At 52.2% G+C, this 13545-nt stretch carries 9 protein-coding genes; 5 read left to right on the top strand and 4 right to left on the bottom strand.

The window, feature by feature from the left end:
• Nucleotides 1–42: 42 nt before the first annotated feature.
• Both Enr10x_RS05840 and Enr10x_RS05835 read right to left on the bottom strand, forming a co-directional pair.
• Complete coding sequence (locus Enr10x_RS05840; protein WP_145448412.1) at nt 43–2757, bottom strand: PPC domain-containing protein; 2715 nt, start codon at nt 2755–2757, stop codon at nt 43–45.
• A gap of 270 nt (nt 2758–3027) precedes the next feature.
• Nucleotides 3028–5562 carry a DUF1549 domain-containing protein gene (locus tag Enr10x_RS05835; protein WP_232093244.1) on the bottom strand — a complete coding sequence of 845 codons (2535 nt, stop codon included), beginning with the start codon at nt 5560–5562 and terminating at the stop codon, nt 3028–3030.
• A gap of 605 nt (nt 5563–6167) precedes the next feature.
• On the opposite strand from Enr10x_RS05835, the gene ribA reads away from it, so the two are divergent.
• Nucleotides 6168–7418, top strand: coding sequence for a GTP cyclohydrolase II (gene ribA, locus Enr10x_RS05830; protein WP_197997493.1), 1251 nt, complete (start codon nt 6168–6170; stop codon nt 7416–7418).
• On the opposite strand, the gene solA is transcribed toward ribA, so the two are convergent.
• Together solA and Enr10x_RS05820 are read right to left on the bottom strand one after the other, a co-directional pair.
• Nucleotides 7415–8557 (bottom strand): N-methyl-L-tryptophan oxidase, encoded by a 1143-nt coding sequence (gene solA, locus Enr10x_RS05825; RefSeq protein WP_145448411.1) that lies wholly within the window; start codon nt 8555–8557, stop codon nt 7415–7417. The genes ribA and solA overlap by 4 nt on opposite strands.
• A 496-nt stretch (nt 8558–9053) precedes the next feature.
• Nucleotides 9054–9329 (bottom strand): carbon storage regulator, encoded by a 276-nt coding sequence (locus Enr10x_RS05820; RefSeq protein WP_145448410.1) that lies wholly within the window; start codon nt 9327–9329, stop codon nt 9054–9056.
• A gap of 474 nt (nt 9330–9803) precedes the next feature.
• Between Enr10x_RS05820 and rpmB the strand changes: the two genes are divergently transcribed.
• The 4 genes from rpmB to gatB all read left to right on the top strand — a co-directional run bounded on the left by rpmB (nt 9804) and on the right by gatB (nt 13504).
• Nucleotides 9804–10064, top strand: coding sequence for a 50S ribosomal protein L28 (gene rpmB / locus Enr10x_RS05815; protein WP_145104896.1), 261 nt, complete (start codon nt 9804–9806; stop codon nt 10062–10064).
• Nucleotides 10065–10091: 27 nt separating this feature from the next.
• The gene (gene gatC, locus Enr10x_RS05810) at nt 10092–10382 is read left to right on the top strand and encodes an Asp-tRNA(Asn)/Glu-tRNA(Gln) amidotransferase subunit GatC (RefSeq protein WP_145104894.1); all 291 of its coding nucleotides are present in this window, start codon (nt 10092–10094) and stop codon (nt 10380–10382) included.
• Nucleotides 10383–10484: 102 nt separating this feature from the next.
• Nucleotides 10485–11942 (top strand): Asp-tRNA(Asn)/Glu-tRNA(Gln) amidotransferase subunit GatA, encoded by a 1458-nt coding sequence (gene gatA, locus Enr10x_RS05805; protein WP_145104892.1) that lies wholly within the window; start codon nt 10485–10487, stop codon nt 11940–11942.
• Nucleotides 11943–12019: 77 nt separating this feature from the next.
• Nucleotides 12020–13504 (top strand): Asp-tRNA(Asn)/Glu-tRNA(Gln) amidotransferase subunit GatB, encoded by a 1485-nt coding sequence (gatB, locus tag Enr10x_RS05800; protein ID WP_145104890.1) that lies wholly within the window; start codon nt 12020–12022, stop codon nt 13502–13504.
• The last annotated feature ends 41 nt before the right edge of the window (nt 13505–13545 follow it).

The raw sequence follows: 13545 nt of genomic DNA, 5'->3' as shown, positions 1-13545 counted from the left end.
TGTCTGTATTGGAATCTATCTGTTAGATTGAATGCTTCTCTGTTACTTGGTCACTTTCAGCTTGATCGGTGCGTCAACCAGAGCTTCTCCCGAGAAGTCTGCTTTGGCACGCACGACCATATTCGCCAGATCGCCTTCGGTGGCATCCGCACCGGCTTTGATCGGTATGGTCACTTCTGTTTTATCAGCTGGAATCTGAACGGTCTCCGCTGTCACCCCTTTAACTCCCGGAGGAAGTGGCAGGGTCAGTTCAACAGGTCCTTTGAAATTATTAATCCGTTTAATGGTCGCTTTGACATCGATGGCAGCCCCCTTCTTCAGTGCACCGCCACCCGGCACATCCAGCTTGAGCGTGACCGGGGCCGGCTGGACTCGAATCACCAGCGGCGTAGAAGGAGCATAGACTTTGACTTTCTTGGGTGCGGCTGCCTTTTCTGCCGCTGCCACTTTCTTATCGGCCGCTTTCTTTGCAGCATCAGCTGATTTGACCTGTGCATCCGCGGTCTTGATTTCCGCGTCAGCCTTGGCCTGTTCTGCTTTCTTCTGCTCCGCTGTTTTGTCTGTGGCTTTCGCGATCTCGTCCCGTTTTTTCTTAGCGGCAGCCAGGGCAGCCTGGGCATCTTTCAGTTTCTGATCCGCTTCGGCCTGCTCTTTTTTCGCTTCATCTACCTGACCAGGATTGCGGCGGTAAGAAACATCTACCGTCGATTGCAGGTAGGTCGTATAAACGCCTGGCTTGGCGTTCTCTTTTACGAACACCTGGAACAGTTCATCCTGTTTCCCTTTGGCAATCGTTTTATTCTGAGTAGTGATATTGCTGTTCTTGGGCACGCCATTCCAGGCCAGGGCCACAGCTTCATCAAAGCCGGTCCGCTTGAGCACTTTCACGGGCACCAGAATCTGGCGTCCCTGATTGGCTTTGATTTCAGCGACATCAGCGACCACCTGGTAGGGAGCGACTTCATCGATGACAGACAGAACCAGTGATCGGGCAATGCGAGCTTCAGCACGGACATTATTGGCAACCGGCCTTAAAACTGTTGCTGCCCGGGCTACCCGCTCCATTTTTTTGGAATCAGAACCAGTGGAAGTACCGACGATCTCAATCGGCCCTGACCAGGGTTTGGCTGATTCATCGGCGGTCAAAATCATTTCAGTCGTATTATCACCAGGCCCGATGCTGGCAGCCTTACAGCTCACACCGGCAGGTAGACCTTTGACGGAGAGCTCAATCGTTTCATTGAAACCATCCTGCTTGAGGGCCATGATATCGATCTTAAACGAATCCCCTTTACGCAAGGTAATCCCTGCAGGTGCCCCACCGGTATTGACGGCTTGCGGATACAGAGGCAGAGCAGCCAGACGGAAATCCGGCTTGGGTTCGCGGACCACGGCCCGATAAACCATGCGGGGATGACCGCGGGTTTCGAACTGCAGATCCCGCAGCGTTACACGATACTCACCATCCGCGGGAGCGGTAAACAGGTAATAAGGATCATCGGTTCGAGTATCAAACAGTTTGGCTCCCAGATCGGGAAAGACACTCGTAGCGCCAACATTGGCAATCCGTTTAAAAGTTTCTTTTCCGTCTTTATCTTTGATGACCTGATCGACCACAATCACAGGATCCATCACGATCCCGTTGCGCTGACCAAACACTTCAATCGAATATTTCTGTTTGGCTTTGCCCTGAAATCGGAAAGAGTCAGTATCATTTTTTGCTTCAAACTGACCTACGAACTCGCCGGGAAGTGTCAGAGTTTCTTCTTTGGTCTGCTCGTCTTTGACGATTTTCCCTTCGGCAAAATAGATTGTCACCGGATTGGAACTGCCCGCAGGAGAATTCCAGACGTATGAGAAACCGTCTGCACTGACTTCATGCGGAAAGCCCTGCTCTCCCATTTCGAGTGTCGTGGCTTTCGCGGGAAGAGCAATGGAAACCTGTACTTCCTGGAGCGGTTCGTTCCCAATACTCCAGTCAGAGAGTTTCCCCCCCGGCAGGTTATAACCGTAAAGAGTAAAATTCGCTGTGGTTCCCGGTGTACCGGAAGGTGGCATAATGAATTCAATGTGAGGCTTTTTGTGGACCCCGAGACGATAGACATATTGAGCGCTGCCCGAATAAGTCAGATCGTGCACCTTCACCAGGTAGGTTCCATCCTGTGGCAGGGTCAGATTGATATAGGGATCGTGGCGGAAAGTATCGCGTTCGCTCACCAGCCGGCGCTGATCGGGACCATACACTTCCACGAGTGAAACCATCGGTGAATCGATACGGGCAGCGCGGCAATTGATGGAAACCCTTTCGCCCTTCTTTCCGGGAAAGGAAAAATAATCCACATCGGTGGAACTCTGCAGAGTCGCATTTACTACCGAGTCCATCTCCAGCGCCGTGGGCTGGTCTGGCGTATTATTGGCTTCCTTTTCCACTTTTTCCGGAAGTTCACCCACCACAAAGGAACGCGGATTACTGATCCCGTACAGACCATGTGCCCGCACGTCATACACACCCGCAGGTACATCTTTCCCAATCGTCACCAGAAAGGTATTGGCAACTGGAATTTTCTTTCCGTTGCTTTCCTGTGTTTTGGCAACGGCCTTGATGCCGGGGTGACTGAACCAGAGACTGTCCAGATCCTCCAGATCTTTACCATCGGTCACCCGCACTTCCACGGTCTGACCTTTCTGGCCTCCCGAAGGGAACAGAGCATAGATGGTCGTCTGTGGTAATTGTGCGTGGACACTGGGCGGGTTCAACAACGAAAACGTTCCGATCCCTGCAGCAAGAAAACAAACAACCTTCGCAACTAAACGACGTCCGTCAAAAAATCGCGTATGCGTCATGATACTGCTACCAATTTTCTGGATGGAAGTTTCGGGAGGAAATCAGGTGGGATCCCCTGTCACTCACGGCGGATGCCGCCAACAAGGGATTACTGAAGTTTATTCTAAAAAAGCTGACAGCCATTGTCTAAACCTAAAACGGCTGTCAGCTTAAAATTCAGAGAGATTTATCAGGATTCCTGTTTAGTGGTTAAACAGAAATTCTTTGGTGTTAATCAGAGCCCAGATGATATCTTCGTAGGCAATCTGTGGTTTCTCTTTGTGCCGTGCGATATAGGACAGAGCAAACTTCATTTCCTCATCCTTGGGAGCACGGGCATACACCCAGCGATAGAGTTCTTTTACTTTTTCCTCATCGGTGCGTTTAGTGTCTTTAGCCAGCATTGCTGCACGGCTGGAAGCACCGGTGATCTTATCCTGTACTTCCTTACTGTTCAGCAGATGCAGACTTTGAGCCAGGTTCGCACTTTGAGAGCGTTCGCACTCACAGGCGGTATCCGCCTGAGGCTGACCGAACACTTTCAGGAAGTATGGTGCAGAAGTGGCATCAGTAATCTGAATCGCCTTGGTGTCGGCAGGCAGACCAGAAAATCGCTGAGACGAATTCGTAACCTGATGGAAGACATCGTACAGCACTTCCGCAGTTAACCGTTTCGGGTAATAACGTGAGAAGTTCTGCTTGTCTTTCAGATTGTATTCGTTGGGCAATGAGCTGAGCTGATAAGCGTTGGAACGGCAGATCTGACGTACCAGTTCCTTCAGATCAAAGCCACTCTCGACAAAGTGTTTAGCCAGACCATCCAGCAGTTCCGGGTTGGCAGGCGGGTTAGTAGCCCGCATGTCATCTTCCGGTTCGACAATCCCGCGACCGAAGAAATGTTTCCAGTAGCGGTTGACCAGTGCTTTCGCAAAGAATGGATTATCAGTTCGGGAAAGCCACTGCACCAGCGCGACACGCGGATCGCGTTCGGGGCTGAGTTCCATCGGCTGCATTCCCAGAGCAGTTGGTTTCAGATTTTCACCGGAGCGAATATTCTTCGCGCTGGCAACCCCTTCCTTATGATAAACGCGTTGATCACGGAATCCACGGGTACCGATCGAACCGAGTGTGGGATCTTTGGTTCCGACCCGACTGAAGAAGGCGGCCAGACCGTAATAGTCGTCCTGGCTCCATTTTTCGAAGGGATGGTGATGACAACGGGCACACTGAATTCGCAGTCCAAGGAACAGCTGAGCGGTGTCTTCGACCTGCTCTTCCACGGTATTGACTTCGCGGTACCAGACGACAGCCGGGTTCTGGCGAAATTCACCGGAAGCGGAAAGAATGTCGCCTACGAATTCGTTGTAGGGTTTATTTTCATACAGGCTGTCCCAGATCCACTGATAGAAGGCATTTGTACCAGCGATATCGACTGGCTGCAGTTTTTTATTCCGCAGAACCATATTCCATTTGTTGGCAAAGTAGTCCGCATAGGCGGGGCTGTCAATCAGCTTGTCGATCAGCTTGTCCCGCTTGGCAGGATCTTTGTCGGCCAGGAACTTCTGAACTTCATCTTCACTCGGGGTACCACCAGTAATGTCGATGTAGACACGACGCATGAAAGTCGCATCATCGGCTACAGGTGAAGGCGGAATGCCCAGTTCCTTGAGCTTGCCGAAGACAGCTTCGTCGATCAGATTCTTAGATTTGGGCAGATTGGCAACTTCAACTCCCAGCGGAATCGTTGCCCGGAAGGTGGAGACCTGTCCCTGGTAACGGGCCATGATGGCGACTTCACCGGACAGTTTCAGCGTTTTTACCAGACCGGTTTTATTGACTTCAGCCATTTCGGTGTCATTGGCTTCGAACAATGCCATCCGTGTGACGTCTTCAGTAGAACCGTCTGAGTAAGTCGCGATAACAGAAATCTGCTGCTCTTGTTCCTGTCCCATGGTGCGGGTCGGAGGATAACATTTAATCGAAGCGACGCTGCGGTCGTTTTCGTTTCCATAAGGCATGCCCTGCTCAATCCAGCGGTAGAGCAGACGATATTCATAAGAATCCTGTTTGACCAGTTTACCACCGCCATGCGGAGTGATCCCGGTTCCCTTCATCAGCAACAGGCTTTCTGCTGGCGAAGTCGGGAACAGGCGACGTCCGCGGCCTTCCTTTACCAGGAATTCGTAATCGTCTTCCGGATAGAAACCGAGCAGAGACAGTTTGAACCCGTTCTGTCCGCTGGCCTTCCCGTGGCAACCACCGCTGTTACAGGTCAGCTTGGTAAAGATGGGCACAACCTGGTTCTTGAAGTTGATCGAATCGGGCTTGGCGATTCCACCGATCGTCACAGGAATAGATGCGCTCTTGCCATTTTTAGATGTTGCAATCAGGCGGGTCTCACCATCTTTCAGCGGAGTGAGATATCCATCGCTGGTGATGCTCGCCATTTCCGGGTTTTCAATTTTGTAGGTGACTTCGCGAGTCACGTCCAGCTTTTTGCCGTTGGACAGCACGCCAGTCACGATCACCTGCTGGCGTGAGTCGGGACCACGTAACTGCAACTTCTCAAATCCACCTGCGTGAGGTCCGATCTGGATTTCCTTGTAATCGACCTGGGCTTTTTCTGCGGCAGCAGCTCGAACTTCGGTGAGACCAGGCCCACTGGTTAAGAATAATGCCAGCATTCCGCTGAGCATAAGGATCTGAGGGGTCCGAGAGCCTTTAATTCGGAAGTCCATACGTCAAACTCCTGTGTGACTGAGTTGTTCTTAGATGAAGTCTGTCAGCAATCCTGTTTGCATGATCTCAGGCAGACTCTACTCTCAAGTACGGTTGATTATGGCAAACGCTTTGGTTGGTTTTAGTCAGGTAAGCTTTTTAAGGTAAGTTCACCAGACAGTCCCCACCGCCTGGCTAATTGTTGTGGATTGGAGCACTCTATTTTCTTAACAGAGTTTTCCTAATACTTCAATGTATCAAAGTTGATTGAATTGTCAACGTTTTAAACTCGCTTCTCATGCAAACATGAACATATATTTACAATTCAATCCGAAACGAATCTTGCAAAACGCAAACAGTCAATGTCTGCATCAGGCCTGATTCAACCAACAGAAGTCCCCCAGCTGTCAAAATCCGACCAACGTCTTCCACCTGAAAACAGGGATGAAACACGCATTAAAAGGTCGAATCAAAGTCTTCTCACAAATAAGGGGATTTCTATGATTGCCAGCCAAACACTCTTCTATAGAATAAAGTTAGCACAGATTTTCCTGTCGGACCTTTCCACGGGAGAATTTTTTAAGAATCCACATTTTTTAATTACTGGCGGCATTTAAGCACTCCCATGTCTGATTCTCCCAAACAAGATTCCCCGCTTCCCAACATTCAACGTGTCTTCCAGCATTTACAGGCAGGCAAACCGGTCATTGTGACCGACTCCAGTGAACGGGAAAACGAAGGAGACTTTATTGTCGCCGCTGAGGCCATCACACCTCAAATTGTGCAGTTTCTGCTCCGCTATGGCAGCGGTGAGCTGTGTGTTTCTCTGCCGGAAGAAGTCGCCAACCGATTACAGCTGAATCCGATTGTAGGACCGGAAGAAAATACGGCCCCCAATCAGACGCAGTTTCTGATTCCGATCGACCATAAAGACAGCGGGTCAGGGGTGAGTGCCGAATGCCGGGCGATTACCATCAAAGCACTCAGCGATGAAAACGCCCAGGCCAGTGATTTCGTCCGTCCCGGACATATTCATCCCCTGCTCGCGAAACAGGGTGGCATCCTGCGTCGCGCGGGCCACACTGAAGCCACCGGCGATTTATTACAGATGGCAGGCATGAAACCGGTTGGTGTGCTGATCGAAATCCTGAGCCAGAAAGGTTTCGGCATGGCGGACGCCAAGGAGCTCAAGGAAATTTCCGAAGAGTTCGACATCCCCATTATTTCGACCGCAGAAGTCATCCGGCATCGCTACATCAGTGAAAAACTGGTTCACCGTGAAGTCGAAGTGCCCATCAACACCAAAAATTATGGGACCGTACAGGTAATTGGTTATTCAGTCGAGCATGAAGGTCAGCAGCCAGTGGCACTGGTCTGGGGTGATCTCTCATCCGTGGAAGCGCCACTAGTCCGCATGCACTCTTCCTGCTTCACCGGCGACCTGCTGGACTCCCTCCGCTGTGACTGTGGCGATCAGCTGCACATGGCAATGGAAGCGATCTGTCGCGAAAAGGCGGGAGCTGTCGTCTACCTGCCTCAGGAAGGCCGCGGCATCGGCCTGATCCCCAAACTGAAGGCCTATGTCCTTCAGGACGAAGGCTACGACACCGTCGAAGCCAACATCAAGCTCGGCTTTAAAGCAGACAGCCGCGATTTCACCGTTGGGGTCCAGATCCTCAAGGACCTCGGCCTGACCAAGGTCCGTCTATTGACCAACAATCCAAAGAAGACTGACTCGGACGTTTATACCGGATTCAATCTGGAAGTCGTGGAACAGGTCCCCATCGTCGCACCGCCGCATAAAGACCGTGAATTCTACCTGCAGACGAAGCGGGACAAAATGGGGCATATCCTTCCTGCCAGCCCCGCGGACTAAGCGCTCTCATCCTGGAACCGGTCTGCTCTTAGAAAATCAATCGGGTGGCTGGTTTTTCCATCCGAGACCAGATCCGCGAGGATTTCACCCATCACGGATGCAAATTTGAATCCGTGCCCTGAGAAACCGGCTCCATAAACCAGCCGCTGATTCCGCGGATGCTGGTCAATCATAAAATGACCGTCGGGAGTACGTGTATACATGCAAACGGCGTGTCTTTCGGGTGACGGGGCCAGTTCCGGCATGACTTCACCAATAAAGCGAGCCACGGAAGCAGAGTCCGACTCTGACAACTCTCGATCAACATTCGTAGGGTCAGGCACCTTTGCCCCCCCCGTGTGCTCCGCCAGTTTGACCGTCTTCCCATCCAGGGAGGGGAAACCGTAAAACTCGCCGTAGGGCATGTCGAAAAAGAACCCACCGCGTCCCTGCTCCAGATCGTAAATCGGACTCAAAACCGGATTCCAGAACAGTACTTTGCGAACCACTTCCAGAGGCAGTTGAAGCTCCTTGAGACAGTCGCTGCTCCAGGCACCGGCAGTGACAATCACGCCATCCGCCACCCAGTGTTGATTTGCCGTCTGCACTTCGATCTCCGTTTCGCTGATGATCAGCGACTCGATTGGTTCGTGCAATACGATCTGCGCACCATGCGCAAGTGCACAATCCATGTGGGCCTGCACACATTCTTCCACGTGTAGAAAACCGGCTTCGGGTTCGAACGTGACTTCAAAACCCTCAGGGATCTGAAAACCGGGGCAACGCTGGAGGACATCTGCAGCAGAAAGACTTTCAACTTTCACGCCGTGCCGTTCTTCCGCCAGATGCACGCCTTTAATGACAGCTCCTTCTGGTGGACCGGCAACCACCAGACCACAGCGATTGAACAGCGACTTCTCCGATTCCTGCTCGAGTTCGTCCCAGAGCGAATAAGCCCGCTGCAACAGGGGAATATAATCGGGATGCTCAAAATAGGCTTTGCGGATGATGCGGGTTTCGCCATGCGAGCTTCCTCGATCATGGGCGATGCCGAACTGCTCGACCCCGAGCACCTTCATTCCCCGCCGCGCCAGATGATACAGGGCACTGCTGCCCATGCCCCCTAACCCCAGCACCAGATAATCAACGTGAACGGGCATTGCGGAGTCCACCCTTTCTACTGTCTGCTTTGTGACGAATGAGTTCTGCGGCTCAATGAAGCAATACAGTTTGATTATGCCCCATGCACATGCGAATCGTCAATCGCTGTCGGTATGGATTGCCCTCTCCACTTGAATTCTTAAAGAAGGAGCGCGCAAAAAATTACCGGGTGCTCTTACAATGACAGTCAACCTACCCCACATACACACTGACCATCAAATTGGAACACCCGGTAATTAATGACAACACAGAAAACCATCAGGATTCGATCATTTCCTGCCCGCAAAGAGTTGCAGTCAACCGGATCAACTTGTCACTTCACGTTAACAACCCATACAAGCCGCTCCTGTCTTCACAACCCCCTGCTTCGTCGTACATTTCTTCCTCACCGCATCGCTGCTCGTCAGACCTGACTGCCCCACCCGGATCTCTAACCGGACTGATTTAAAAATCCCCCCCTGGGCGACGCCTTGTCAGCAGCAGTAATCTAATGACTTAACAGACCAGTCGGGCTGCCTCGACGACAGACAGCGTCCCCAGGGGATTTGACTCAGACAGGCCGTCGCTGTCTTGATGCTTTCCCAGGCTTTTGACCACAGGCTTTTGTTCGTCATCCATTTCTTCGCCAAACAGTTCCGCCCGAACCACACGCATGTCATCCGGTGCATCAATGCCAATTTTGATGGAACCTTTTCCTGTCCGAATCACTTTTACCAGGATGTCATCTCCAATTCGGATTCCTTCAGCCAACTTCCGTGTCAAAACCAGCATGATCATTACTCCTTCTTTATTACTTAAACTGAATCTGGTTGTCATAGTTTGGTTTACCTGAGTCAGAGTCGACCTGTCCACAAGCGACTCATGTCTCATGACATAAGGACATTTGCGATTCGCGTGCCAATCAGAGCAATTCTTTTTTACATTTTTCATAATCAACTGTCTGGTAAAGACTTATAAACCAGAATTCAACTCTCTCTCGATCCGTGACTGAGCTGATTTTCAAAAAAACTGTCCCCAATAGTACAATTTTCAATTCTGCAGAATCATTTTGGGGACACATTTTTCAATTTTTCCGGGTGCAGTAAACGATAAGTCAGCAGCATCGGTTGCAATCTCAGACCGGGCAAATATACTATTGGATTCTTCAAATGGCCGAATCTATTCGTCTGCGGTCGCTTTACGTCAATTGAAATCAGCCTGAGCTGAATAATTTCAGAACCCACTAGATAGACAAAGAGTGTACAAATGGGTCAAAAGTGTGATGCCTGTGGCAAAACTCCCGTAATCGGTAATCGCGTTCGCCAGCGTGGTAAGTACAAGTACCTGGGTGGTAACGGTCGTCAGACAACCGGTGTCTCGAAACGCGTATTCCGTCCGAACCTGCAGAAAATCCGGGTTCAGGTAGGTGGCAGCGTCCAGACACAGCGTGTCTGTACTCAATGCATCCGTTCCGGCAAAGTCACCAAAGCGGTCGCCAGAAAACCGTTCAGCCTGCCAGCCAAATAAGGCCCTCTGCTAGAAGAGCCGCACACGATGAGCACGCAACTCACCCGTGATGAAGTTCAGAAAGTGGCGAATCTTTCCCGCCTGAAGCTCTCTGATCAGGAGCTGGAGGCACTGGGAACACAGATGGGATCCGTCCTGAAGTATATCGCCATGCTGGATGAGCTGGATACGTCCTCCGTGGAACCGATGGCACATGCAATCGAAATTTCCAATGTGTTTCGGGAAGACGAGTTGCGTGACAGTCTGCCCCGGGAACAGGCGCTCTCCAATGCTCCCCAGACTGATGGAAAGTATTTCCTCGTCCCCGCGATCCTGTAACCGACCGGCGGCTTGACCATTGAGTACATCAAAGCAATCACCCCCAGGCCCGGCTTGCCGACAAGTCGGGCCTTTCGAACTTACAGGGAGACTGAAGATCCCATGTCAATCACGTCAGCCACGGCCAGTGAACTGCTGGCAAAAATGAACGCGGGAGAACTCAGCAGTGAATCCATCACTGCCGCCTGTCTGGATGAAATCTCTCGCCGAGATGGTGACATCAACGCCTTCCTCTCCGTCCAACAGGAAGCAGCACTTGCAGCAGCCCGCGAAGTGGACCGCAAACGCCAGGCCGACGAGCCACTCGGAAAACTGGCCGGCATCCCGGTTGCCGTGAAAGACAACATCTGTGCCGAAGGTGTGACCACTACCTGTGCCAGTCGAATGCTGGAAGAATTCAATCCCCCCTATGACGCCCACATCGTCGAACAGCTTAAAGCCGCAGATGCCATCCTGATCGGCAAGACCAACCTCGACGAATTCGCCATGGGTTCCTCGACCGAAAACTCCGCCTTTAAAACCACCACGAACCCCTGGAACAACGCACACGCTGCCGGAGGGTCCAGTGGAGGCTCCGCCGCTGCGGTCGCTGCCGGATTCAGTCCGCTGTCACTGGGCAGCGATACCGGCGGTTCAATTCGGCAGCCGGCCAGCTTTTGTGGTGTTGTAGGACTGAAGCCGACCTATGGCCGTGTCTCCCGCTATGGCCTGGTCGCTTTTGCCAGTTCACTCGATCAGATCGGCCCTTTTTCACGTGACGTCACCGACGCTGCCCTGTTGCTCGAAGTCATCTCCGGAAAAGATCAGCGGGACACGACCAGCCTGGACGCACCGGTTCCCGAATACACATCATCCCTGGAACAACCTCTGGAGAATCTCAAGGTCGGCTATATCGCAGACCTGCACGCGGAAGGGCTCAATGAAGAAGTCAAAGCCGCCACGCTCGCAGCTTTGGAAGTTTACAAGTCAATGGGTGCGGAACTGGTGCCGATTGAACTTCCGCACGCAAAATACTGTGTCGCCACCTACTACATCATCGCTCCTTCGGAAGCCTCCAGCAACCTGGCCCGCTACGACGGTGTGCACTACGGTTATCGGGCAGAACAGTTCGAAGACATGGTCGACATGTATGCCGCCAGCCGGGGAGAAGCGTTTGGTGCCGAGGTCAAACGCCGCATCATGCTGGGGACCTACGCTCTGTCTTCGGGTTACTACGATGCTTATTACCTCAAGGCGCTCAAAGCCAGACGCCTGATCCGCAACGACTTCGAACAGGCATTCCAGAAAGTCGACGTCATCGCGACACCGGTCACTCCTACCCCCGCGTTTAAAATCGGGGAACTGGTTGATGATCCACTGGCGATGTATCTGGCTGATATTTTCACAACCAGTGCCAACCTGTCAGGAATTCCGGGAATATCAATTCCTGCGGGCATGAGCCAGGATCAACTGCCGATTGGCCTGCAACTGCTGGCACCGCCGCTGGAAGAAGAACGACTCCTGCGAGCGGCACGAATGTTTGAGCGGGAAACCGAATGGCACCTGCAGCGACCGGCATAGTTGCTGACGCGTTTTGGCAAACCAGACAATCGAATTCGAAACTTTTCAGACATTGACATAAAGGGTAGCGTGACATCATGGACTATACGGTGATTATCGGTCTTGAAGTCCACGTGCAGTTGCAGACCAGAACCAAACTCTTCTGTGGTTGTTCCACGAAGTTCAACCCGGACCATCCCAACACACAGACCTGCCCGGTCTGCCTGGGTCTGCCCGGCGCGCTGCCGGTCCTGAACCGAGAAGCCTTTCACCTGGGAATGAAAACCGGACTGGCGATCAACTGTGAAATCCCCTCGTTTACCAAGTGGGACCGTAAGCAGTATTATTACCCGGACCTGCCCAAAGCATATCAGATCAGTCAGTACGATCTCCCCATGAGCCAGAACGGCTGGCTGGAAATTGAGATCGATGCGGAAACCGGCGAAAAGAAAAAAGTGGGCATTATCCGTGCTCACCTCGAAGAAGATGCCGGCAAGAACAGTCACGACGAATCGGGGCGGGGGCAGGACAGTAAAGTCGACCTCAACCGCTGCGGAACTCCCCTGGTTGAAATCGTTTCCGAACCAGATTTGCGCACAGCCCAGGAAGCACGGAAATACCTGGAAGAACTGAGACTGTTGCTGACATACATCGATGTTTCCGACTGCAACATGCAGGAAGGGAGCCTGCGCTGTGATGCAAACGTGAACCTGCATGTGCACCAGGAAAATGGCGAGGTGATCGCCACACCGATCGTCGAAATCAAAAACCTCAACAGTTTCCGGGGCGTCGAACAGGCAATTGAGTATGAAGTCAAACGCCAGTGGGAAGAATGGCAGAAGACAGGACTGAGCATGAAAGACGTCCCCAAAGAAACCCGAGGCTGGGACGCCGACAGAGGAGTAACGCTGGGCCAGCGCGGCAAGGAAGAAGCCGCCGATTACCGGTATTTCCCCGACCCGGATCTGGCACCAGTTACTGTCACCGATGCAGAGCGAGAAAGCGTGCTGAGTGAACTCTGTGAACGCCCCGCCAGTCGCAGAGATCGCTTCGAAGAGGACTACCAACTCTCAACCTACGACGCTGCAGTAATCATCGACCAGGGACGCATTTTCGCAGACTACTTCGAAACGGTCGCCCAGGGTTGCGGGAACGGCAAACAGGCTGCAAACTGGGTGACCCAGGATGTCCAGCGCGAGTTGAACGAGCGCAGCTGTGACATCGATGCCTTTCCCATTACACCGGATGTCCTGGCAGCTCTGCTCAAAAAAGTCGAAGCCAGCGAAATCACCATTAAAAGCGCCCGCACAGTTTTTCAGGCATTGCTGGAAGAGGAAGACAGCTCACCCAGTGTCGAGCAGATTCAAACCATTATTGATGAAAAAGGCCTGGGCCTGGTCTCCGACACCGGAGAACTCGAAACGATCATCGAAGCTGTTGTCGCGAAAAACGAGAAAGCGGTCGCAGACTTTCAGAGTGGTAAACAGGCTGCTGTCGGAGCCCTGATCGGTCAGGTCATGCGGGAGATCAAAGGGGCTGACCCCAAAACGGTGAGGGAACTTTTAATCAAGAAAATGAGCTGATCCCAACGACCGGCGGCATCGAACTGGGACTGAAACAGGAA

It is taken from the genome of Gimesia panareensis (genome assembly GCF_007748155.1).
Lineage (GTDB): Bacteria > Planctomycetota > Planctomycetia > Planctomycetales > Planctomycetaceae > Gimesia > Gimesia panareensis.
The sequence above is the reverse complement of the archived record's forward strand: the minus strand, read 5'-3'. Positions and strand labels throughout refer to the sequence as shown.

Coding starts and splice junctions, on each gene's coding strand:
- Enr10x_RS05820 (WP_145448410.1), bottom strand. CDS start 9,329: ATGCTGGTTTTGACACGGAAGTTGGCTGAAGGAATCCGAATTGGAGAT.
- gatA (WP_145104892.1), top strand. CDS start 10,485: ATGTCAATCACGTCAGCCACGGCCAGTGAACTGCTGGCAAAAATGAAC.
- gatB (WP_145104890.1), top strand. CDS start 12,020: ATGGACTATACGGTGATTATCGGTCTTGAAGTCCACGTGCAGTTGCAG.
- Enr10x_RS05835 (WP_232093244.1), bottom strand. CDS start 5,562: ATGGACTTCCGAATTAAAGGCTCTCGGACCCCTCAGATCCTTATGCTC.
- gatC (WP_145104894.1), top strand. CDS start 10,092: ATGAGCACGCAACTCACCCGTGATGAAGTTCAGAAAGTGGCGAATCTT.
- solA (WP_145448411.1), bottom strand. CDS start 8,557: ATGCCCGTTCACGTTGATTATCTGGTGCTGGGGTTAGGGGGCATGGGC.
- ribA (WP_197997493.1), top strand. CDS start 6,168: ATGTCTGATTCTCCCAAACAAGATTCCCCGCTTCCCAACATTCAACGT.
- rpmB (WP_145104896.1), top strand. CDS start 9,804: ATGGGTCAAAAGTGTGATGCCTGTGGCAAAACTCCCGTAATCGGTAAT.